Genomic DNA, 21,108 nt, shown 5'->3' with positions numbered 1-21,108 from the left:
GCCCTGCTGTGCCTTGCTGTGCCCTGCTGTGCCCAGATCCGCCCGCCCTGCTCGCCTTTGTCGTGGAAGGACCTTCATGCCCTCACGCCGTATAGCCGCAGCAACCGCCGCCCTGGCCGCAGCGGCCCTCGTCTCACCGCTGCTGCTCGCCGGACCGGCCGGAGCCACCGGGAGCCCGCAGAGCGACGCCGCCCGCGGTGACGCGCTCGCCAGGAAGCTGGTCAAGGACGCGACCGGCAAGGGCGCCTACAACCACCTCAAGGTCCTGCAGTCCCTGGCCGACTACAACAACGGCACCCGCGTGGCCGGTTCCAAGGGCCACGAGCAGTCGGCCAAGTACATCGAGGCCGTGATGAAGGCTGCCGGATACACGGTCACCCGCAACGAGTTCGACTTCGTCTACGTCGAGACGATCGAGGAGAAGCTGACGGTGGGCGGCGCGAACCAGCGCGACGTACCGATCCACCTGATGTCGTACACGGCGAACAGCCCGGAGGGCGGCGTGACCGCCCGGGTCGCCGTCGCCCCGGTCGACGCGGACGGGACGAACGGCTGCGAGCCGGGCGACTTCGCCTCCGGCACCTTCACCGGCAAGATCGCCCTGGTCAAGCGCGGCGGCTGCACCTTCGCGGTGAAGCAGCAGAACGCGGCGGCGGCCGGCGCGGTCGGCGCGATCATCTACAACAACACCGCGGGCGCCCTCAACGGAACCCTCGGCGACCCGAACGCGGGCAAGGTGCCGACGGGCGGCATCACCCAGGAGGACGGCGAGAAGCTCGCCGCCGAGGCCGCGGCCGGCCCCGTCGAGGTCACCCTCGACATCCGGCAGCTGCGCGAGAACCGCAAGACGTTCAACGTCATCGCCGAGACCAAGGGCGGCGACGAGAACAACACCGTCTTCCTCGGCGCGCACCTCGACTCGGTCGCGGCCGGCCCCGGCATCAACGACAACGGCTCCGGCTCGGCGGGCATCCTCCAGGTCGCCCAGCGGCTCGCGAGCGAGCAGAAGAAGGTCAAGAACAAGGTCAAGTTCGCCTGGTGGTCGGCGGAGGAGTTCGGCCTGCTCGGCTCGGAGGCGTACGTCGCCGGGCTGACGGACGAGCAGAAGAAGCAGATCAAGCTCTACCTGAACTTCGACATGATCGCCTCGCCGAACTCCGCGTACTTCGTCTACGACGGCGACGACTCGGACGCCACCGGCGCGGGCCCCGGCCCGGCCGGCTCCGCCCAGCTGGAGAAGGGGATCACCGACTTCCTCGACTCCAAGAAGATCCCGCACGAGGGCACGGACTTCTCCGGCCGCTCGGACTACGGCCCGTTCATCGAGGTCGGCATCCCCTCCGGCGGCACCTTCACCGGCGCCGAGGGCATCAAGACCCCGGACCAGGCCGCGAAGTTCGGCGGCCAGGCGGGCGTCGCCTACGACGTGAACTACCACGGCAAGGGTGACGACATCACCAACATCGACCAGAAGGCGCTCGACATCAACGTCGACGTCATCGCGGACGCGGTCGGCCACTACGCGCACGACCTGGCCCCGCTGTCGAAGCCGGTCACCTCGACGCCGACGAACGGTTCGGGCAGCGGCGGCGGCCTCCACCAGGGCCACGACGAGGTCAACCAGTAGCGAGTCCAGCCTCGCCGGCGTTTGAGGCGCGGGGTCCGGGGCGGAGCCCCGGGTCCCGGCGCCGGCCGGGCTCCACCCACGGGGCCCGCGTCAGCCGGCGGCGGCCCCGGGCCAAGCCGCCCGGATCCCGACCGGCTGGCACAGCCACAAGAAGTCGCCGAGCCCCCCGCGCGCGGTGAGCTCGGCGGCTTCTCCGGCAGACGCCAGCGCCCGCACGTACGCCACCGGATCCGCCGAGGCCAGCGCCAGCGCGGGGCGGGAGCCCGAGACCCCGAGCCCCGACAGCGCCTCGCGCTGCGTCAGCAGGACCGCGCCCGGCCCCGCGCAGGAGTCCAGCGCCACGTGCGCGGTGACGTCGCAGCCGCCGTCCGGGACGGGCGGGACCTCCCGGCCCGCGCGGAAGCCCGTCAGCGTGCCGTACGGGGGCCGCGCGTCCCGCGTGTGGCCGTAGTCCACCGCCACCGCCAGCCCGCGCTCCAGGCTCGCCACGGCCCCCGCCCAGGCCTCGTCGCGCGCCCGGCCGATCTCAGCCCGGCCGGTCTGCGCCCCGCCGCCGGGCCACCACCGCTCCAGCCAGGCCCGGTCCGCGCCGTCCAGCGGGCCGCCGGGGCTCTCCGTACCGTCCGGGGCGACCAGGACGTAGCGCCCGTCCTCCGCGATCTCCAGCGGCACGTTGTCGAGCCACTCGTTGGCGAACAGCAGCCCCGTCGCCCCTTCGGGCGGCGCCCCGACCCACCGGATCCGCGGGTCGAGCCCCACGGGCCGCTCCGCGCGCTCCACGGCGTACGGCCTCACCCGCGCGGCCGTCTCCGGCTCCAGCGCGGCCAGCACCCCGGCCAGCAGCTCGCCGCGCCCGGCCCCCATGTCGACCAGGTCCAGCCCCTGCGGGTGCCCGAGCTCCGCGTCCACCCACCGCAGCAGCCGGGCCACGGCTCCCGCGTACAGCGCGGAGGCGTGCACCGAGGTACGGAAGTGCCCGGCGGGGCCGGGGCCGCCGGGGCGCACGTAGAAGCCGCCGGGCCCGTACAGGGCGGCGTCCATCGCGTCGCGCCACCGGACCGGAGTCGGATGTCCACCCTGGGTGCTCACCCCACAAAGGCTAAGCTCAACTCCACCTTCGGGAGTACGCCCCCGAGGCCAGGTTCGAACCTCTGGTTGACTCCAGCACCTATCACCGTTCCCTACTCTGGGTTACGTGCAGCGCCTCTACGACTTCCTCCGCAGACACCCGACGGGCGTCGACAGCTTCTGGGCTGTCCTCCTCTTCGGGGTCTCGATGCTGAACGTCGCGGGCGAGCCCGACATCAGCCGGCCCCTGAAGTTCGCCGCCGTCCCCGTGGTGCTCGCGCTGAGCACGGCCGTGGCCCTGCGCCGCAAGTGGACGCAGGCGATGTTCTGGCTCACCCTCGGGGCGGGCGCCTTCCAGCTCTCCCTGGGGATCATCGCGGGCGTCTGGGACCTCGCCATGTTCGTGATCCTCTACACCGTCGCCGCGAGCGAGGTCCCGCGCTGGGTCTCCCGCACCGCGCTGGGCTGGGGGCTGGCGGCCGCGCCGCTCTACTTCGTCCGCTTCGGCGTGGACAAGGGCAGCAACGACGTCGACAACCTCCTCTTCGCCATCTTCATGATCATTCCGTTCGTGCTGGCGTGGGTGCTGGGCGACTCGCTGCGCACCCGCCGGGCCTACTACGCCCAGCTGATCGAGCGGAACCAGCGGCTGGAGAAGGAGCGCGAGGCCCAGGCCAAGGTGGCCGTGGCCGGCGAGCGCGCCCGGATCGCCCGCGAGCTGCACGACGTCGTCGCGCACAACGTCTCGGTGATGGTGGTCCAGGCGGACGGAGCCGCGTACGTCATGGACGTGGCCCCCGAGCAGGCCAAGGAGGCCCTCCAGACCATCTCCGGCACCGGCCGCCAGGCCCTCGCCGAGATGCGCCGACTGCTGGGCGTCCTGCGCACCGGCGAGCCCCAGGAGTCCGAGGACTACGTGCCGCAGCCCGACGTCGAGCAGATCGAGGTCCTGGTCGAGCAGGTACGGGCGTCCGGGCTCGTGGTGGACTTTGAGGTCGAGGGCGCGCCGCGGCGGCTGCCCAGCGGGGTCGAGCTGACGGCTTACCGGATCGTGCAGGAGGCGCTGACCAACACCCGCAAGCACGGCGGCCCGGAGGCGACGGCCAGCGTCCGGCTGGTCTACTTCGACGACGGGCTCGGCCTGCTGGTCGAGGACGACGGCCGGGGCGCGGCCCACGAACTGTACGAGGACGGCGGCACGGACGGCGCCGGGCACGGACTGATCGGCATGCGCGAGCGGATCGGGATGGTCGGCGGAACCCTGGACGCGGGCCCGCGTCCCGGCGGCGGCTTCCGGATCAGCGCACTGCTTCCCCTGAAGAAGAGATGACGAGGACGAGGTAACTGATGTCCATCCGAGTGATGCTGGTCGATGACCAGGTGCTGCTGCGCACCGGCTTCCGGATGGTGCTCGCCGCCCAGCCGGACATGGAGGTCGTCGCCGAAGCGGGCGACGGCCTGGAGGCGCTGGAGGTGCTGCGGGCCACGAAGGTGGACGTGGTGCTGATGGACGTCCGCATGCCGAGGCTGGACGGTGTCGAGGCGACGCGGCGGATCTGCGAGCCGGAGGAGCACCCCAAGGTCATCATCCTGACCACCTTCGACCTGGACGAGTACGCCTTCTCGGGCCTGAAGGCCGGGGCGAGCGGCTTCATGCTGAAGGACGTCCCGCCGGCCGAACTGCTGGCGGCCATCCGCTCGGTGCACAGCGGGGACGCGGTGGTCGCCCCGTCCACGACGCGGCGGCTGCTGGACCGCTTCGCGCCGATGCTGCCGACGACCACGCAGGAGCCGCAGAACAAGGAGATCGAGCGGCTGACGGAGCGCGAGCGCGAGGTCATGCTGCTGGTGGCCCAGGGGCTGTCGAACGGGGAGATCGCGGCCCGGCTGGTCCTGTCGGAGGCGACCGTGAAGACCCACGTGGGCCGCATCCTGACGAAGCTGGGGCTGCGCGACCGCGTCCAGGTGGTGGTCCTGGCGTACGAGACGGGCCTGGTCCGCGCGGGCGGCGGCGCGGGCTAGCGCCGTCCTCGGGTGTTCCCCCCGGGCCGCCCGGCCCGAGGGGAACCCGTGGCCGCGCCGGCTTAGCGGATGACGAATTCGCAGCCCGAGCCGGCCGGGAGGGTGTCGAGGGCCGCCTGGTCGGCCACGAGGATGTCGAAGCCCGTACCGCAGGTGATCCGGTCGAAGCCGCCGTTCTTGCTGACGAGGGTGTCGTTGCCGCCGCCGCCCTCGAAGGTGGTGGTGCCGGCGGTGTTGGCGTTCCAGCCGTCGGAGTCGGTGAGGCGGTCGGCGGCGGTGCCGCCGATCAGCCGGTCCTCGCCCGATCCGCCGTCCATGTCGGACGGAACCGGGGTGTTGTTGGTCGCGACGTCGTTCCCGTTGCCCAGGGTGGCCTGGATGCGGGTCAGCCCGGTGAGCACACCGCAGCGGACGGCGTTGGGTCCCTGCTGGACACAGCCGGGGCCGGCCGTGATCGTGCTCGTCGAGTCGGTGACGGTGACGACGCCGCCGCTCCCGATGCTGAAGGTCACGGTGTTCTGCTCGCCGGGCAGGGCCGCGAAGCGGACCTCGCCGCCCGACCGCGTCACGAACGAGGGATCGGCGGCCGCGGGGCCGGCGAAGGCCATCGTCATCGCGAGCGCCGCCGCGGCGGGGGCGGCCAGTCGCGCGAGGCGCAGGAGCCGTGAGGTGTTCGGGTTCATCAGTGTTGTCCCTTGGGGTTGCTGACGACGGATCAGGTCGAGGATCCGTCGCCCCCTTCGCTACCCGGAGTCACCAATGAGCTCTTCTGGTAATCACACAGTTACCTCGTGTGCCGCAGTCGGCCCCCCGTCCGGCTCACGCGTCCGGCGGCTCACGCGCCCGGCCGTGTCATCCAGCGGTCCGGGCGGGCCGAGGCGCGGGAGGTGCGGGCGCGGACGGCCTGGGCGGCCAGCAGGGCGGCGGCTTCGTCCGCCGCCCGCAGCCGGGCCGTGACCGTACCGTTCGCGCCGGTGTCCACGTGCACGTCGGCGAGACCGCCCGCGCGGGCCCACGGGCCCTGGCCGAGGCGGACGCTCTGCACCTTGGCGTGCGGGACGATCTCCGTACGGCGGCACAGGCGGCCGTGCCGGGCGGCGAACACCTCCGGGGAGACGGCCAGCGCGTAGCCCTTCCACCACACCGGGACCACCCAGCGCGAGCCGGCCCGCGGGGAGCCGGAGAAGGCCAGGGCCGCCAGGTCCACCCCGGGCAGCACCCGGGCGATCACGGCGTACGCGGCGGCCCGCGAGGCCACCGGGACCAGGACCTCGTTCTTCGAACCCGCCACGGCCAGCTCCACGCGGACCCGGTCGCGCCGCCGCCACAGCAGCGGCTCCACGATCCGTACGGTCTGCACGCGCCCCGGCGGCACGGTCTCGTGGGCCCGGTCCAGCATTCCGTGGTCCAGGCGCAGCCCGTCCGGGGACTCCGCGACCCGCCAGTCGTACTCCGCGAGGAAGCGGCCGGCGGTGCCCGCCCAGACCGCGCCGAGCAGCGGGAGGAGGGCGACGACCGCCGCCCACGGGCTGGAGCTGAACCACCACACGGCCACCGGCCCGACGATCCCGGCCGCGAGCGCGCCGAGGACGCCGAGGCTGAGCAGCAGCGACACGACGAGCTCGCGCGGGCTCACGCGCAGCAGCTCCGTGTCGGGGGCCTCGCCCAGGCGCACCGCCTCCTCGGGGGCGAAGCCCGCCGCGCGGGCGAGGAGTTCGGCGCGCAGGGCGACGGCCTCCTCCTCGCCGAGGAAGGACAGCTGGTCCTTGTCATCGGTGCCGATGACGTCGAGGCGCAGGCTGGCGACACCGGTCAGGCGGGCCAGCAGCGGGCGGGTGACGTCCACGGCCTGGAGGCGGTCGAGGCGGATGTGCGCGGTGCGGCGGAAGACCAGTCCGGTGCGGATGCGCAGTTCGGTGTCGGTCACGGCGTAGTGGGTGAACCACCAGCTCAGGAAGCCGTACACGGCGAACACGAGGATGATGGCGGCCAGCGCCAGCAGCCGGAGCAGGACGGACAGGTCCGCGACCCACTTCTGGGCCTGGTCGCCCTGCTGGGCGACCACGCCGACGGTCGCGGCGATCGGCACCCAGGCGCGGCGCAGCGGCGTGAAGGGGTGCAGCCGCCGTCCGCCTGCGCCGGGCTCGACGCCGGATGCGGCAGCGGAGGCGGGAGCGGGAGCGGGAGCGGGTGCGGGTGCGGGAGCGGGTGCGGGAGCGGGTGCGGGGGCGACAGCGGGTGCGGGGGTCAGCGGGTCGCCGCCCGCCGGACCGGCGGTCACAGGCCCGCCGACCTTGCCTCGCCGAGGGCGGTGAGGCGGTCGCGCAGCCGCTCCGCCTCGGCCGGCGCCAGGCCCGGGATCTTGGCGTCGGTGGCCGCCGCCGCCGTGTGCAGCTGGAGGGAGGCCAGCCCGAAGCGCCGCTCCAGCGGGCCCGAGGTGACCTCGACCAGCTGCATCCGCCCGTACGGGACCACGGTCTCCTCCCGCCACAGCACCCCGCGGCTGATCAGCAGGTCGTCCGCCCGCTCGGCGTACCGCCAGGACCGCCAGTTCCGGCCGAGGAGCACCCATCCCCAGCCCAGGACGGCGAGCCACACCACCCCGACGGCCGCCCACCACGGGCCGACCGTCAGCCCCAGTACGACGGCGGTCACGACGGCGAACCCCGTCGCCCAGATCACCAGCAGCAGCCGCCGCAGAGTGAGCAGCCCGCCCGGCAGCCCCACCCACACGGGCCCACCCGTCTCACCCTCTGTCCCCGTTTCCATCCACCAAGCGTAGGGGGGTGGCTTGCCGCTCGGGCCGGGCTCGCGGCGGCTCCCTGATCCGGCCCGAGCGGCAAGCCACCCCCTTCGGCTGAGACAATGCCCGCATGACGGAGACCACGGTCGGCATCGGCGGAGCGGCGGAGAGCACCGACATGGTGCTCAACATCGGCCCCCAGCACCCTTCCACGCACGGCGTGCTGCGCCTGCGCCTCGTCCTGGACGGCGAGCGGATCGTCAGCGCCGAGCCCGTGGTCGGCTACATGCACCGCGGCGCCGAGAAGCTCTTCGAGGCCCGCGACTACCGGCAGATCGTGATGCTCGCGAACCGCCACGACTGGCTGTCCGCGTTCTCCAACGAGCTCGGTGTGGTCATGGCCGTCGAGCGGATGCTCGGCATGGAGGTCCCCGAGCGGGCCGTGTGGATGCGGACCCTGCTCGCCGAGCTGAACCGGGTGCTGAACCACCTGATGTTCCTCGGCTCGTACCCCCTCGAACTGGGTGGGATCACCCCGATCTTCCACGCGTTCCGCGAGCGCGAGGAGCTCCAGGCCGTCATGGAGGAGATCTCCGGCGGCCGCATGCACTACATGTTCAACCGCGTCGGCGGCCTCAAGGAGGACCTCCCGGCCGGCTGGCTCGGCCGGGCCCGCGCCGCGATCGCCGACGTCCGCACCCGCATGGACGTCTACGACAAGCTGGTCCACGGCAACGAGATCTTCCGCGCCCGCACGCGCGGCGTCGGCGTCCTGTCCGCCGAGGCGGTGCACGCGTACGGGGTCTCCGGCCCGATCGCCCGCGCCTCCGGCGTCGACTTCGACCTGCGCCGCGACGAGCCGTACCTGGCCTACGGCGAGCTGCAGGACGTCCTGAAGGTCGTCACCCGCACCGAGGGCGACTGCCTGGCCCGCTTCGAGTGCCTGCTGGACCAGACCCACAACGCGCTCGACCTGGCCGTGGCCTGCCTGGACCGGATGGCGGAGCTGCCGCCGGGGCCGGTCAACCAGCGGCTGCCCAAGGTACTGAAGGCGCCCGAGGGCCACACGTACGCCTGGACCGAGAACCCGCTCGGCATCAACGGCTACTACCTCGTCTCGAAGGGCGAGAAGACCCCGTACCGGCTGAAGCTGCGCAGCGCCTCGTACAACAACATCCAGGCCCTGGCCGTACTGCTGCCGGGGCAGCTCGTCGCGGACATGGTGGCGATCCTGGGCTCGCTGTTCTTCGTGGTCGGGGACATCGACAAGTAGGGACCCCGCGAGCGGCTCTCCGGCGGCAGACTGGGTGGGGTCCGCAGTCCGACGAGGAGGTCGCCCGTGCCCGTCCCGATCATCATCGACTGCGATCCCGGGCACGACGATGCCCTGGCGATCATGCTGGCGGCGGCGAACCCGGCGGTAGACCTGCTCGCCATCACCACGGTCGCCGGCAACCAGACGCTGGAGAAGACCTCCCTCAACGCCCGCCGGGTGTGCACCGTCGCCGGGATCACGGACGTGCCCATCGCCGCCGGGTGCGACCGGCCGCTGCTCCAGCCGCTGGCCGTGGCGGACGACGTGCACGGCGCGTCCGGGCTGGACGGACCGCGGTTCCCCGAACCCACGGTCGACCTGGTCCCCGAGCACGCGGTGGAACTCATCCACCGGATCCTCGTGGACCACCCGGAGCCGGTCACGCTGGTCCCCACGGCCCCGCTGACCAACATCGCCCTGCTGCTGACCCGCTACCCCGACAGCGCCGCCCGCATCCGCGAGATCGTGCTGATGGGGGGCTCCACGGAGCGGGGCAACCGCACCCCGGCGTCCGAGTTCAACATCCACACCGACCCGGAGGCCGCGGACATCGTCTTCCGCAGCGGGGTCCCGGTGACCATGTGCGGGCTCAACGTCACCCACCAGGCCCTGGCCACGCCCGAGATCCTGGCCCGCTTCGAAGCCCTCGGCACCGAACTCGGCGACATCTGCGCCGGATTGCTGGCCTACTTCGCGTCGACGTACAGCCGGCTGTGGAACATGCCCCACCCCCCGCTGCACGACCCCGTCGCCGTGGCCCGCGTGATCGACCCGGCCGTCGTCGAGTGCGTGGAGGCGAACGTCACGGTGGAACTGCACGGCCGCTACACGCGCGGGGCCACCGTCGTGGACCTCCACCGGTACCTGGACCGCCCGGTCAACGCGAAGGTCGCCGTGTCCCTCGACACGGGGCGCTTCTGGGACCAGATGGTCGACGCCGTCGCGGCCCTCGGCAGGACCGGCCCGTGAGCGTCCGGGGGCCCTGCGGGTAATTCCCGGGGGCCGCGCCCGCCGGGGCCGGGTCCAGCAGGCCCACGAGGCCTGGCTCGTCGGCCGGCCGGGCTGATGTCGGCGGGGCAGGGCAGACTGGGGGCCATGTCCCACTCCCCCCGTCGGGCCTGCCCCTCCTGCGGTCGCGACTGCGCCGTCACCGCCGGCCGGATCGCCCGCCACGACCCCCCGGCCGGGCGCGGACGCGGCGACCTGGTGTCCTGCCCCGGCTCCCGGGCCCGGGTGGTGCTCGGCGCCTCCGCGCCGACGCTGGACGGCTTCGTGCTGCCCGAACACCCCGGACAGCTCCCGCTGTTCTGACGCCCTGCCCCGCCCCGACCCGCCCCGGCCTGCCCGACCAGGAGCCGGGCCCGGGGCGCCGGACGTCGGCGGGTGCTACGAGATCGCGGTGCGCAGCCGGACCACGTCGATCGGCTCGGTCTCGTCGTGGGCCGTCAGGTCGATGACCTGGCCCACCGCACGGGTCTCGGCGGTCTCCGGCTTGAACTCCGGCCCGGGGGCGGCCTCCACGGACTCCGCCTTGTGGACGGCGAGGGCCTCGGCGCCGACCACGTCGGCCAGGTCCTCGTTCTGGACCGCCTCGATCACCGCGCGGGCCTGCGCCGCGTTCTTGGTGCCGAAGAAGTCGAAGCCGCCCTCGACGCGTGAGGCCGTACGCCGCTGGGCCGCGTACGGGGCCACCGCCGCGGCCGGACGCCGCGCGGGGACCGAAGACGCGGGGACCGAAGACGCGGGAACCGCGGGTGCGGGCGCCGAGGGTGCCGCGGCGGGGGCCGCGGGCAGGGCCGCCTGCGTCTGCTTCCGGCGGGCCAGCGCCCCCAGGGCCGCGTGGGCCCGGGCGTAGCCGACCGAGGTGGGCGCGCCCGCCGAGGTGCGCTCCTCGGAGACGGCCGGAAGTTCCTTCTGCGCGGCGGCCGGGGCCGCGGAGGCCTCGATGGCCAGCAGGCGGCGGCCCTCCAGGGCGCTGGCGCGCTCGGTCTCGGCCGTCGCGTAGCGCCGCAGCAGCGCGGCGTGCTCGCCCCGCAGACCGGCCAGTTCGACCCGCTTGGCGCGCAGCTTGGCGTCGAGCCGGCCGCGCAGCACACGGGCCTCTTCGAGATCGGATTCGAGCTCGGCTATGCGCTCGTCCGTCCGCCACTCGTCCTTGACCCGCTCGCGGGCGAGCTCCGCGACGCGGCGGCCCGCCGAACGGTCCCAGGCGCGCATCACGACGGCGCCGCCGACCCCGGCGGCCGCGGTGAGGGCCACGAGCAGCCTCAGCGCGGTGCCGTCGTCGGGGCCCGCGAGCAGCCAGGCCGCTCCGGCGCTGATGACGGACACACCTGCGATGGTCGTCGGCGTGAGCAGCCGGTGCAGGGGTTCGGGATTGCGGTGGCGTCCACGGGGCATGGCCCGAAATTTACAGGGCGCGGGGGTCCAGCGGGATACCCGCCCGGCAATCTCTTGCCGCTCTTCCCGGGCAGGTACTCCACATTCCTCCGTCAACCCCCGTGACTTCTACTTCTTGAGAAGGCCCTTGGACTCCAGGTAGGCCTTCGCGACGTCCGCCGGCTTGGCGCGCTCCGCGTCCACCTTCCGGTTCAGGTCGACCAGATCGGCCGTCGTGAGGAGCTTGGTCAGCTTGTCGAGGGCGGCCGCGACCTCGGGGGCGCCGGCGTCCTTGGCATTGACCACCGGGAGCACGTTGTCGGCGTTCTGGAGCTTCTTGTCGTCCTCCAGCAGGACCAGGCCGAAGCTGTCGAGGGTGGCGTCCGTGGTCGTGGTCAGCACGAGCTGGTCGGCGCCGTCCTTGACGGCCTGCTTGGCCTGCGGGGTGCCGACGCCCTTCGGGTCGATACCGGAAACCTGAATTCCGTATGTCTTCGTCAACCCCGGTGCGCAGAAGGGCCGTACGGAGCATTCGTCGCCCGCCGCGATCTTCACCTTCAGCCCGGACTTACCAAGATCGGAAAGGGTCTTCAGGTTGTTCTTCTGGGCGAATTCCTTGGTCACCGCGAATGCGTTCTGGTCGACCGCCTCGCCCGCGGGCAGCGCCTTCAGCCCGAGCGGGGACGCGAGCTTCTCCAGGGCCGCCACCGTCGCCGAGACGTCGCTCGACGCCACCGGCTTCTCCTCGGGCGCCTTCGGACCGTTCACCTTGGCGTTGAGGAACTCCGCGAGCGTGGCCGCGTACTCCGGGACGACGTCGATCTCGCCCTTCTCCAGCGAGGGCTCGTACAGCTCGCGGTTGTTGACCGTCTTGACGGACGTGCCGTAGCCCGCGTCCTTGAGGACCTGCGCGTACAGCTCCGCCAGCACGTTCGACTCGGTGAACCCGGCGGCGCCGATCACCAGGCTGCCCTTGCCGTCCGCGGCCGGGGCGGACGAACCGCCGTCCTTGCTCTTCTCCAGGCTGTCGCCGCCGCACGCGGCCAGCGACACCGTCAGGGCCAGGACGCCCAGGGACGCGCCGAGGACGCGCGTGGTCTTGGTCATGGAGTAACTCCGTTTCGAGCGATGGACAGGAATCAGCGGTGCCCCACGGCCCGCGGCAGCAGCCGGTCCGCCGCCACCAGCGCGCCCTCGACCAGCAGGGCGAGCGCCGCCACCAGCAGGGCGCCCGCGACGACCTGCGGGGTGTTGTACGTGTTGAACCCGGCCGTGATGATCCGGCCGAGGCCGCCCTGGCCGACCATGGCGGCGATCGTGGCCGTGGCGATGACCTGCACCGCTCCCGAGCGCAGCCCGGTCATCACCAGGCCGCGCGCGAGCGGGAGTTCGACGCGCAGGAAGAGCTGGCCGCCGGACATGCCCATGCCCCGGGCGGCCTCCACCACCGAGCGGTCCACCTCGCGCATGCCGACGTAGGCGTTCGTCAGCAGCGGCGGGAGGGCGAACAGCACCAGCGCGGCGATGGTCGGCACGTAGCCGGCGTTGCGCAGCGGGGAGACCATGAACAGCGCCAGCACCGCGAAGACCGGAACGGCCCGGCCGATGTTGGAGACGTTGATCGCGAGGGCGCCGCCCTTGCCGAGGTGGCCGAGGTACAGGCCGACCGGCAGCGCCAGCGCGCAGGCGATCGCCAGGGCGACCCCGCTCACGTACACGTGCTCACCGAGCCGGTGCCAGACCCCGCTCTCCCCCGACCAGTTGGCGCCGTTCGCCAGCCAGTCCCAGGTCTCTCCCAGTACTCCCACGGCCTCAGGCCCCCTTCCCCGGAGCCGTCGGCCGGGCTCCGGCCCGGGTCCACGGCGTGAGCAGCCGCTGTACGCCCAGCAGCAGCAGGTCGGCCACGAGCGCGAGCAGCACGCACAGCACCGAGGCCGTCAGCACCTGGGCCTTGAAGGAGCTGTTCACCGCCGGGGCGATGAGGTTGCCGAGGCCCCCCTTGCCGACGATGGAGCCGACCGTGGTCAGCGCGACCGTCGAGACCGTGGCGATCCGTACGCCGGCGAGCAGCGCGGGCAGTGCCAGCGGCAGTTCGACCTGCCACAGCAGTCGGCCCGGGCCGTACCCCATGCCGCGCGCGGCCTCCCGTACCTCCTCGGGCACGGCCTCCAGGCCGGCCAGCACGTTGCGCACCAGGATCGTCAGCGAATACAGCACGAGCCCGGTGACCACGAGCGCCGCCGAGAGCCCGAAGACCGGCAGCAGCAGGGAGAACATGGCCAGCGAGGGGATCGTGTAGAGCAGCGTGGTGAGGGCCAGCACGGGCGCCGCCCAGCGGCGGCTGCGGCGGGCCAGCAGGGCCAGCGGCACGGACACGGCTATGCCGATCAGGACGGACACGCCCGTGATCCAGATGTGTTCGAGGGTGGCGTCGGTGAGTTCCTGGGAGCGGGAGGTGACGTAGTCCCAGCAGATCCAGTCGTTCGCCACCAGGCAGTTCCGCCCGGCCATGCCCCCACCCCCCGTCGTCGAACACACGCTTGCCGATCGCATCCACGAGCGACCATAACCCGCACCGCCCTCAATGGCCGGAATCCTTCGCACCGGGGCAACACGCCCTTCACACATCCGTACCGCCCGTGCGGAAGGATGGGGGCCGTGATCCGATTCGAGCATGTGACCAAGCGCTACCCCGACGGGACGACAGCCGTCGAGGACCTGTCCTTCGAGGTGGCGGAGGGTGAGCTGGTCACGCTCGTGGGACCGTCCGGCTGCGGCAAGACGACCACGATGAAGATGGTCAACCGGCTGATCGACCCGACCTCCGGCCGGATCCTGCTCGGCGGCGAGGACATCGCGGCCGCCGACCCGGTCGAGCTGCGCCGCCGCATCGGGTACGTCATCCAGCAGGTCGGGCTGTTCCCGCACAAGACGGTGCTGGAGAACACGGCGACCGTGCCGCAGCTGATCGGCACCCCGAAGGCCAAGGCCCGCGCCCGGGCGGCCGATCTGCTCGAACTGGTGGGGCTGGATCCGGCCGTGTACGGGGGCCGGTACCCGGAGCAGCTGTCCGGCGGGCAGCGCCAGCGCGTCGGCGTGGCCCGCGCGCTCGCCGCCGATCCGCCGGTGCTGCTGATGGACGAGCCCTTCGGCGCGGTGGACCCCGTGGTGCGCGAACGGCTGCAGAACGAGTTCCTGACCCTGCAGAAGACGGTGCGCAAGACGATCCTGCTGGTCACCCACGACCTTGAGGAGGCCATCCGGCTCGGTGACCGCATCGCGGTCTACGGGACGGGCACCATCGAGCAGTTCGCCCGCCCCGCGGCGGTCCTCGGCTCGCCGGCCACCCCGTACGTGGCCTCCTTCGTCGGCTCCGACCGGGGCCTGAAGCGGCTCGCGGTCACCGCGGTCGAGGCGGCCGACCTGGCGGCGGCCGAGGGCGAGGCCCCGGCGGCGGCCGTGGAGCTCGGCGCGACGCTGCGCGAGGCGCTCGCGGCCCTGCTCCAGGAGGACTCGGGCCGGATCGGGGTCACGGACCCGGACTCCGGCGCCCTGGTCGGCGTACTGACCCCGGAGGGCGTGCACCGGGCCCTGCGCCGGGCCCAGTTGCAGGAGGCGTAGCGCAGAACGCGGAAGGGCCCGGCTCTCCCGAGCCGGGCCCTTCCGCCGTGCGCGCCTCCACGGCCTCAGGCCTGGATGCGCCCGCTCATCCACACCAGCATCGGCGGGATCTCGCGGCGCCACGTGTTGAAGTTGTGGCCACCGCTGTCGAGGATGATCGAGGAGACCCGGTCCGGGCCCTGCACCTTCTTGATGAACTTCCGGGTGTCGCCGAGGTTCGGCTCGCCCTTCTCGCTGCTCGTCACGAGGAAGGACGTACCGCTCGGCTTCTTGTTCTCGATGCTGTGCAGCACGTCCGCGCGCTTCTTCAGTTTCTCGTCCCCGTGGAAGAGGTCGCCGGTCGTCGGGTCGTCCGGGGCGTCGTAGTACGCGGACAGACCGGCGGCGGCACCGAACGTCTGCGGGTAGTGCGCGGCGATCTTCAGGGCGCAGTAACCGCCCGTGGAGTTGCCGATGAACCCCATGTTCTGCGGCTTCTTGCCGACCCGGAAGGTGTTCGTGATGGCCTGCGGGAGGTCCTCGCCGAAGAAGGTCTCGGTCTGGGGGCCGCCGGGTATGTCGACGCACTCGGTGTCACGCGGCGGCGCGATGGTCGGGCGCAGCATGACCAGGATCATCGGCTTCATCTTGCCCGACTTGGACAGGCTGAAGGCCTTCATGGGGTAGTCGAGCCCTTTGATCAGGTTCTCGGCGGTGCCCGGATAGCCCGTCAGGACGATGGAGGCGGGGAAGTTCTGGTCCTTGTGCTGCGGCTGGAAGTACTCCGGCGGGAGCCAGACGTAGCCGGGGCTCGTTATCTTCGACTTCTGCCCGGTTATGGCAACCTTCAGGATCTGACCGCCGACCTGGGGCTTGGCGCCACCGGGGACGTCCAGCTTCTGCTTGTCGACGACCTTGATGTCGTCGCTGCTCATCGAGTGGTCGACGACCTTGCCCATGGACGTCTCCTGGCCGAACAGGTCGGCCCAGGAACCGTAGAAGAGGAACGACTTGTTAGCCGCGAGACCCACAGCCGAGAACAGCGCCAGCTGCGTCGCCAGCAGGAGCCCGATCCGGCCGGCGACGGCACGCCAGGTGCGGCCCGACAGCTTCGGCCACAGCCAGACGGTGGCCGCGAAGAGCAGCACACCGGCCAGGATGGCCAACGCCAGAACCGTAGTACTCGTGAGACCCATGAGCAGTCAGTCGACTTTCTGGTGGCAGGACTTTTTTTTTCCGACGAAAGAGTGAACCCGCTCCTCGTCAATGTCGTCCTAAGGGACGCACCACACACCGGAGGCTGTCGCGGCCTTCGGCCACATGATCTCTCGCGGAGCAACGGGAAGCGATGTCTAGCAGGATAGATGGCGATAAGTCGGGACAGGTTCCGAGCAGGGTCCGCCGAATCTTCCGAGGTCCACAGCCGGAGTCGGTGCCCGGCCTGGTAGGTACGGCCGTCATGATCGTCGGCCTTCTGGACATCGCGGCGGGGGTCTTCCCGCGCTTCCGGCACAGCAGGATCCACGCCGTGGCGGAGGTGCTGCCGGTCTTCGGCCCGTTCGCGGCCGCCCTCGCCATCAGCGCGGGCGTCCTGCTCCTGCTGCTCGCGCACGGCCTCAAGCGCCGCAAGCGCCGGGCCTGGCGGGCGGCGGTCGTCCTGCTGCCGGCCGGCGCGGCGGCGCAGTTCCTGTACCGGCACTCGATCCCCGGCGTGGTCATCGCGGCGGTGCTCTTCGCGCTGCTGCTGTGCCACCAGGGTGAATTCAAGGCGCTGCCCGACCCGCGCAGCCGCTGGAAGGCGCTCGCGAACTTCGTACTGATGAGCGCCGGCTCCATCGGGCTCGGCCTGCTCATCGTCAACGTCCACCCGAACAAGGTCGTCGGCAACCCGGGCCTGTACGAGCAGATCAAGCACGTCGTCTACGGCCTCTTCGGCTTCGAGGGCCCCGTCGCCTACGCCGGCCAGGTCTCCTGGACCGTCGGCTACTCCCTCGGCGCGCTCGGCATGCTGACCGCGCTCACCACCATGTACCTGGCCTTCCGCCCCGAGCACCCGGCCGCCCGGCTCACCGTCGACGACGAGGGCAAGCTGCGCGAGCTCCTCGCCAAGCACGGCGGCCGCGACTCCCTCGGGCACTTCGCGCTCCGCCGCGACAAGGCCGTCGTCTTCTCCCCCAGCGGCAAGGCCGCCGTCACCTACCGCGTCGTCTCCGGCGTGATGCTCGCCTCCGGCGACCCCATCGGCGACGTCGAGGCCTGGCCCGGCGCCATCGAGCGGTTCATGGACGAGGCCAAGGCCCACTCCTGGACCCCGGCCGTCATGGGCTGCAGCGAGACCGGCGGCGAGGTCTGGACCCGCGAGACCGGCCTGGACGCCCTGGAGCTGGGTGACGAGGCGATTGTCGATGTCAAAGACTTCTCCCTCTCGGGCCGCGCCATGCGCAATGTCCGCCAGATGGTGAAGCGCATCGAGCGCAACGGCTACACCACCAAGGTCCGCCGGGTCAGCGAGCTCACCGAGGAGGAGCTGGAGCAGGTGCGCGGCGCCGCCGAAGCCTGGCGCGGCACCGACACCGAGCGCGGCTTCTCGATGGCGCTGGGCCGGGTCGGCGACCCGGGCGACGGCGACTGCTTCATCGCCACCGCCCACCGCGTCGAGGAGGGCGACACCAGCCCCTTCGGCGACCTCAAGGCCGTCCTGCACTTCGTCCCGTGGGGCACGGACGGCATGTCGCTGGAGCTGATGCGCCGCGACCGCGCCGCCGACCCCGGCATGAACGAGCTGCTGATCGTCGCCTCCCTGGAGGCCGCCCCCGGTCTGAAGATCGAGAAGGTCTCGCTGAACTTCGCGATGTTCCGCTCGGCCCTCGCCCGCGGCGAGAAGATCGGCGCCGGCCCGGTCCTGCGCATGTGGCGGGGCCTGCTGGTCTTCCTGTCCCGCTGGTTCCAGATCGAGTCGCTGTACAAGTTCAACGCGAAGTTCCGCCCCCGCTGGGAGCCCCGCTTCGTGGTCTTCCGCACCACCCGTGACCTGCCCCGCATCGGCTTCGCCGCGATGCAGGCCGAGGGCTTCGTGACGCTGGCCCTGCCGCGCCTCTTCGCGAGCCGCCGCCGCCCCAAGCCGGTCCGCACGTGCACGCACAACCACATGACGACCGTCCCGAAACAGACGGAACGCGAGGTCCAGGCGGCCTAGCCGCCCCGTACGCCCACCGGGCCCCGGCGGCCACCAGACCGCCGGGGCCCTTCCGTATCCAGGTCAGCCCTACCCTTGGACCTATGAACACGAAGCGCGGAGCCACCGGCAGGGGCCGGGTCACAGGTCTGCCGGAGTGGGACCGCTGCGCGGTCATGGGCGTCGTCAACGTCACGCCCGACTCCTTCTCCGACGGCGGCCGCTGGTTCGACACCACGGCGGCCGTCAAGCGCGGCCTCGACCTCGTCAAGCAGGGCGCCGACCTCATCGACGTCGGCGGCGAGTCCACCCGGCCCGGCGCCTCCCGCGTCGACGAGGAGGAGGAGCTGCGCCGGGTCGTCCCCGTGGTGCGCGGCCTCGCCTCCGAGGGCGTCACCGTCTCCGTCGACACCATGCGCGCGGCCGTCGCCGCCCAGGCCGTCGCCGCCGGCGCCGCACTCGTCAACGACGTCAGCGGCGGCCTCGCCGACCCCGGCATGATCCCGGCCGTCGCCGCCGCCGAGGTGCCCTTCGTGGTGATGCACTGGCGCGGCTTCAGCGCCGGCATGAACAGCCTCGCCGTCTACGACGACGTGCTCGCCGAGGTCACCGCCGAACTCCGGGCCCGCATCGACGCCGTCGTGGCCGGCGGGATCGCCCCCGAGCGGCTCGTCGTCGACCCGGGCCTCGGCTTCGCCAAGAACGCCGAGCACGACCTGGCCCTGGTCGCCCACCTGCCCGAGCTGCGCGCGCTGGGCTTCCCGCTGCTGGTCGCCGCGTCGAGGAAGCGTTTCCTCGGCCGGGTCCTGGCCGGCGCGCAGGACGCGGCCCCGCCGCCCGCCCGCGAGCGCGACGCGGCGACGGCCGCCGTCTCGGCCATCGCCGCCCACCAGGGCGCCTGGGCCGTACGGGTCCACGAGGTACGGGCGACCGCGGACGCGGTTCGGGTGGCCCGCGCCGTGGAAGGGGCACTCTGATCCTCAACGACCGACAAGGAGCACTGTGAGCAGAACCGACATCGAAGCGGTCGAAGAGGTCAACACGGCCTTCTACGAGGCAATGGAGCGGGGGGACTTCGACGCTCTGTCGGCGCTCTGGCTGGAGGACGAGATCTCCTGCGTGCACCCCGGGTGGCCGGTGCTCTCCGGCCGCGGCGAGGTGCTCCGCTCGTACGCCCTGATCATGTCCCACACGGACTACATCCAGTTCTTCCTCACCGACACCAAGGTGGCCGTGATAGGCGACACCGCCCTGGTGACGTGCACGGAGAACATCCTCAGCGGCGGCCCCGCCGAGGACGGCGGGGAGCTCGGCCCGCTCGTCGGCCAGCTCGTCGTCGCGACGAATGTGTTCCGACGCACATCCGAGGGCTGGCGCCTCTGGTCCCATCACGGTTCTCCCGTCCTCACGGAGTCCGAGGACGAGGACGAGGACGACGCCTCCTGACCCCTACGGCGGGACCCGGAGTATTTCGCAGGTAAATTCGAAGACGGACGACGCCGACCGCACTCGGCGTAGGCCCATGGCCCCGGGGAGCCCCGGGACCGGAAGCACTACGAAAGCAGGAGTGATTCGCGTGGATCGTGTCGCGCTGCGCGGCCTCAAGGCTCGCGGGCACCACGGCGTCTTCCCCCGGGAGCGCGAGGAAGGCCAGACCTTCATCGTCGACCTGGTGCTGCACCTCGACACCCGCCCCGCGGCGGCCGGGGACGACCTGGCGAAGACCGTGCACTACGGGGTAGTAGCCGAGGAAGTCGTCGACGTGGTCCAGGGAGAGCCCGTGGACCTGATCGAGACCCTCGCCGAGCGGATCGCCCAGCAGTGCCTCAAGCACGAAGCGGTGGCGCAGGTGGAGGTCGTCGTCCACAAGCCGGACGCGCCCATCACCGTCCCGTTCGACGACGTGACCATCACGATCACCCGGAGCCGCGCATGAACAACGGACTGAACGCCCAGAGCGACCCCACCGTCCAGCCGGTACCCGCCTCCGTCGTGGAGACGGTCGACGCGGCGGACGTCACCCTGTCCAACCCGAAATGGGCCGTCATCGCGCTCGGCGCGAACCTCGGCAACCGGCTGGAGACCCTCCAGGGCGCCATCGACGCCCTCGGCGACACCCCCGGCCTGCGGGTCAAGGCCGTCTCCCCCGTCTACGAGACCGAGCCGTGGGGCGTCGAGCCCGGCTCGCAGCCCTCGTACCTCAACGCGGTCGTCGCCGTGAAGACCACGCTGCCCCCGTCCTCGCTCCTGGAGCGCGGCCACGCCATCGAGGAGGCCTTCGACCGCGTCCGCGAGGAGCGCTGGGGCCCCCGCACGATCGACGTGGACATCGTCGCGTACGCCGACCGGGTCTCCGACGACCCCGTCCTCACCCTGCCGCACCCGCGCGCCCACCAGCGCGCCTTCGTGCTGGCCCCCTGGCACGACATCGACCCGGAGGCCCAGATCCCGGGCCGCGGCCCGGTCGCCGCGCTCCTGGCCGAAACCGGCCTGAGCGGCGTCACGCCGCGCGCGGACCTGGAACTCCACCTCCCGGAGTAGTCGTTACCCTGTGGACTGCCTGACGGATCAGCGCGGAAAGCGGGGAACGGGCAAGTGAAGCAACTGAGGCCGGCGGTCCTGGCGGGCATCTTCGTGGTCGCCGGGGTCCTCTCCTGGGCGGGTGCCCGGCTGTGGAACGCCTACGGCACCCTGCCGGGCGTTCCGCTGGCCGCGCCGATCGTCCTGGGCGTCATCGCGGCCGTGCTGCTGGCCACGGCCCTGTCCATGCGGTCCCGGCTGAAGGCACAGCGCGAGCGCCGGCCGGGGGCCAAGGGCGTGGAGCCGCTGATGGCGGCCCGTGCGGTGGTCTTCGGCCAGGCCAGCGCGCTCGTGGCGGCGCTGGTGGCCGGCATGTACGGCGGGGTGGGCGTCTTCCTGCTGACCGACTCCCTGGACATCCCCGCCCGCCGCGATCAGGCCTGGTACGCCGGCGCCTCGGTCCTCGCGGGAGTGGCCGTCATCGCCGCCGCCCTCTTCCTGGAGCACGTGCTCAAGCTCCCGGAGGACGACGACACCACCCCGGAGGCCCCGGCCCGCGCCTAGACGAGTAAGTCCGAAGGCCTGGTCAGTGGTCGTAGGCGATGAGTGACCTGGTCAGTGGTGTGTTGTGGGCCCGGTTGTGCCAGATGGCTGCGGTC

22 protein-coding genes are annotated in these 21,108 nt (G+C 72.1%); 13 read left to right on the top strand and 9 right to left on the bottom strand.

Going from position 1 to position 21,108, the window contains the following annotated elements:
- The first annotated feature begins 76 nt into the window (after positions 1 to 76).
- Positions 77 to 1,627, top strand: a complete 1,551-nt coding sequence (locus IF88_RS0132110; RefSeq protein ID WP_030720464.1) for a M28 family metallopeptidase — start codon at positions 77 to 79, stop codon at positions 1,625 to 1,627.
- A gap of 90 nt (positions 1,628 to 1,717) precedes the next feature.
- Here IF88_RS0132110 and IF88_RS0132105 read toward each other — a convergent pair whose 3' ends face one another.
- Positions 1,718 to 2,668: an SAM-dependent methyltransferase gene (locus tag IF88_RS0132105; RefSeq protein ID WP_037807814.1), complete on the bottom strand. Its 951-nt coding sequence runs from the start codon at positions 2,666 to 2,668 to the stop codon at positions 1,718 to 1,720.
- A 154-nt stretch (positions 2,669 to 2,822) separates the two neighbouring features.
- On the opposite strand from IF88_RS0132105, the gene IF88_RS0132100 reads away from it, so the two are divergent.
- Together IF88_RS0132100 and IF88_RS0132095 are read left to right on the top strand one after the other, a co-directional pair.
- Entirely contained in the window at positions 2,823 to 4,025 is a 1,203-nt protein-coding gene (locus IF88_RS0132100) for a sensor histidine kinase (RefSeq protein WP_030720458.1), read from the top strand.
- 17 nt (positions 4,026 to 4,042) lie between these two features.
- Positions 4,043 to 4,717, top strand: a complete 675-nt coding sequence (locus IF88_RS0132095) for a response regulator transcription factor (protein ID WP_030720455.1) — start codon at positions 4,043 to 4,045, stop codon at positions 4,715 to 4,717.
- 62 nt (positions 4,718 to 4,779) lie between these two features.
- Here the strand turns inward: IF88_RS0132095 and IF88_RS0132090 are convergent, their stop codons facing one another.
- From IF88_RS0132090 to IF88_RS0132080, 3 genes are all read right to left on the bottom strand, one after another.
- On the bottom strand, positions 4,780 to 5,400 hold the full coding sequence (locus IF88_RS0132090; protein ID WP_030720452.1) for a hypothetical protein: 621 nt from the start codon (positions 5,398 to 5,400) through the stop codon (positions 4,780 to 4,782).
- Between the two features lie 152 nt (positions 5,401 to 5,552).
- Complete coding sequence (locus IF88_RS0132085; RefSeq protein ID WP_030720449.1) at positions 5,553 to 6,998, bottom strand: PH domain-containing protein; 1,446 nt, start codon at positions 6,996 to 6,998, stop codon at positions 5,553 to 5,555.
- On the bottom strand, positions 6,995 to 7,486 hold the full coding sequence (locus IF88_RS0132080; protein WP_030720446.1) for a PH domain-containing protein: 492 nt from the start codon (positions 7,484 to 7,486) through the stop codon (positions 6,995 to 6,997). The genes IF88_RS0132085 and IF88_RS0132080 overlap by 4 nt, the downstream gene beginning before the upstream one ends.
- Before the next feature lie 104 nt (positions 7,487 to 7,590).
- Between IF88_RS0132080 and IF88_RS0132075 the strand changes: the two genes are divergently transcribed.
- The 3 genes from IF88_RS0132075 (at position 7,591) to IF88_RS0132065 (ending at position 10,086) form a co-directional block, all read left to right on the top strand.
- The gene (locus tag IF88_RS0132075) at positions 7,591 to 8,733 is read left to right on the top strand and encodes an NADH-quinone oxidoreductase subunit D (protein ID WP_030720443.1); all 1,143 of its coding nucleotides are present in this window, start codon (positions 7,591 to 7,593) and stop codon (positions 8,731 to 8,733) included.
- Positions 8,734 to 8,799: 66 nt separating this feature from the next.
- Positions 8,800 to 9,744, top strand: a complete 945-nt coding sequence (locus tag IF88_RS0132070; RefSeq protein ID WP_030720440.1) for a nucleoside hydrolase — start codon at positions 8,800 to 8,802, stop codon at positions 9,742 to 9,744.
- Positions 9,745 to 9,870: 126 nt separating this feature from the next.
- Complete coding sequence (locus tag IF88_RS0132065; protein ID WP_030720437.1) at positions 9,871 to 10,086, top strand: hypothetical protein; 216 nt, start codon at positions 9,871 to 9,873, stop codon at positions 10,084 to 10,086.
- A gap of 75 nt (positions 10,087 to 10,161) precedes the next feature.
- Here IF88_RS0132065 and IF88_RS0132060 read toward each other — a convergent pair whose 3' ends face one another.
- The 4 genes from IF88_RS0132060 to IF88_RS0132045 all read right to left on the bottom strand — a co-directional run bounded on the left by IF88_RS0132060 (position 10,162) and on the right by IF88_RS0132045 (position 13,665).
- Complete coding sequence (locus IF88_RS0132060) at positions 10,162 to 11,175, bottom strand: hypothetical protein (RefSeq protein WP_030720434.1); 1,014 nt, start codon at positions 11,173 to 11,175, stop codon at positions 10,162 to 10,164.
- A 108-nt stretch (positions 11,176 to 11,283) separates the two neighbouring features.
- On the bottom strand, positions 11,284 to 12,261 hold the full coding sequence (locus tag IF88_RS0132055) for an ABC transporter substrate-binding protein (protein ID WP_030720431.1): 978 nt from the start codon (positions 12,259 to 12,261) through the stop codon (positions 11,284 to 11,286).
- 32 nt (positions 12,262 to 12,293) lie between these two features.
- Positions 12,294 to 12,962, bottom strand: coding sequence for an ABC transporter permease (locus IF88_RS0132050; RefSeq protein ID WP_030720429.1), 669 nt, complete (start codon positions 12,960 to 12,962; stop codon positions 12,294 to 12,296).
- Positions 12,963 to 12,966: 4 nt separating this feature from the next.
- Positions 12,967 to 13,665 (bottom strand): ABC transporter permease, encoded by a 699-nt coding sequence (locus tag IF88_RS0132045; RefSeq protein ID WP_030720426.1) that lies wholly within the window; start codon positions 13,663 to 13,665, stop codon positions 12,967 to 12,969.
- 147 nt (positions 13,666 to 13,812) lie between these two features.
- Between IF88_RS0132045 and IF88_RS0132040 the strand changes: the two genes are divergently transcribed.
- On the top strand, positions 13,813 to 14,775 hold the full coding sequence (locus tag IF88_RS0132040; RefSeq protein ID WP_037807810.1) for an ABC transporter ATP-binding protein: 963 nt from the start codon (positions 13,813 to 13,815) through the stop codon (positions 14,773 to 14,775).
- 65 nt (positions 14,776 to 14,840) lie between these two features.
- On the opposite strand, the gene IF88_RS0132035 is transcribed toward IF88_RS0132040, so the two are convergent.
- Entirely contained in the window at positions 14,841 to 15,950 is a 1,110-nt protein-coding gene (locus tag IF88_RS0132035) for an alpha/beta hydrolase (RefSeq protein WP_030720420.1), read from the bottom strand.
- A 152-nt stretch (positions 15,951 to 16,102) separates the two neighbouring features.
- On the opposite strand from IF88_RS0132035, the gene IF88_RS0132030 reads away from it, so the two are divergent.
- From IF88_RS0132030 to IF88_RS0132005, 6 genes are all read left to right on the top strand, one after another.
- Positions 16,103 to 17,950: a phosphatidylglycerol lysyltransferase domain-containing protein gene (locus IF88_RS0132030; RefSeq protein WP_030720419.1), complete on the top strand. Its 1,848-nt coding sequence runs from the start codon at positions 16,103 to 16,105 to the stop codon at positions 17,948 to 17,950.
- 83 nt (positions 17,951 to 18,033) lie between these two features.
- The gene (gene folP / locus IF88_RS0132025; RefSeq protein WP_030720416.1) at positions 18,034 to 18,906 is read left to right on the top strand and encodes a dihydropteroate synthase; all 873 of its coding nucleotides are present in this window, start codon (positions 18,034 to 18,036) and stop codon (positions 18,904 to 18,906) included.
- A gap of 82 nt (positions 18,907 to 18,988) precedes the next feature.
- Positions 18,989 to 19,375 (top strand): nuclear transport factor 2 family protein, encoded by a 387-nt coding sequence (locus IF88_RS0132020; RefSeq protein WP_051837907.1) that lies wholly within the window; start codon positions 18,989 to 18,991, stop codon positions 19,373 to 19,375.
- Between the two features lie 130 nt (positions 19,376 to 19,505).
- Positions 19,506 to 19,865 carry a dihydroneopterin aldolase gene (gene folB / locus IF88_RS0132015; protein ID WP_030010912.1) on the top strand — a complete coding sequence of 120 codons (360 nt, stop codon included), beginning with the start codon at positions 19,506 to 19,508 and terminating at the stop codon, positions 19,863 to 19,865.
- The gene (folK, locus tag IF88_RS0132010; RefSeq protein ID WP_030720411.1) at positions 19,862 to 20,470 is read left to right on the top strand and encodes a 2-amino-4-hydroxy-6-hydroxymethyldihydropteridine diphosphokinase; all 609 of its coding nucleotides are present in this window, start codon (positions 19,862 to 19,864) and stop codon (positions 20,468 to 20,470) included. Before folB ends, folK begins: the two co-directional genes overlap by 4 nt.
- A gap of 54 nt (positions 20,471 to 20,524) precedes the next feature.
- Positions 20,525 to 21,013: a DUF3180 domain-containing protein gene (locus tag IF88_RS0132005; protein WP_030720407.1), complete on the top strand. Its 489-nt coding sequence runs from the start codon at positions 20,525 to 20,527 to the stop codon at positions 21,011 to 21,013.
- Positions 21,014 to 21,108: the final 95 nt, after the last annotated feature.

Origin of the sequence: Streptomyces sp. NRRL F-2580 (assembly GCF_000720115.1) — a bacterium.
Taxonomy (GTDB): domain Bacteria; phylum Actinomycetota; class Actinomycetes; order Streptomycetales; family Streptomycetaceae; genus Streptomyces.
This window is presented reverse-complemented; position numbering and strand designations above follow the sequence as displayed.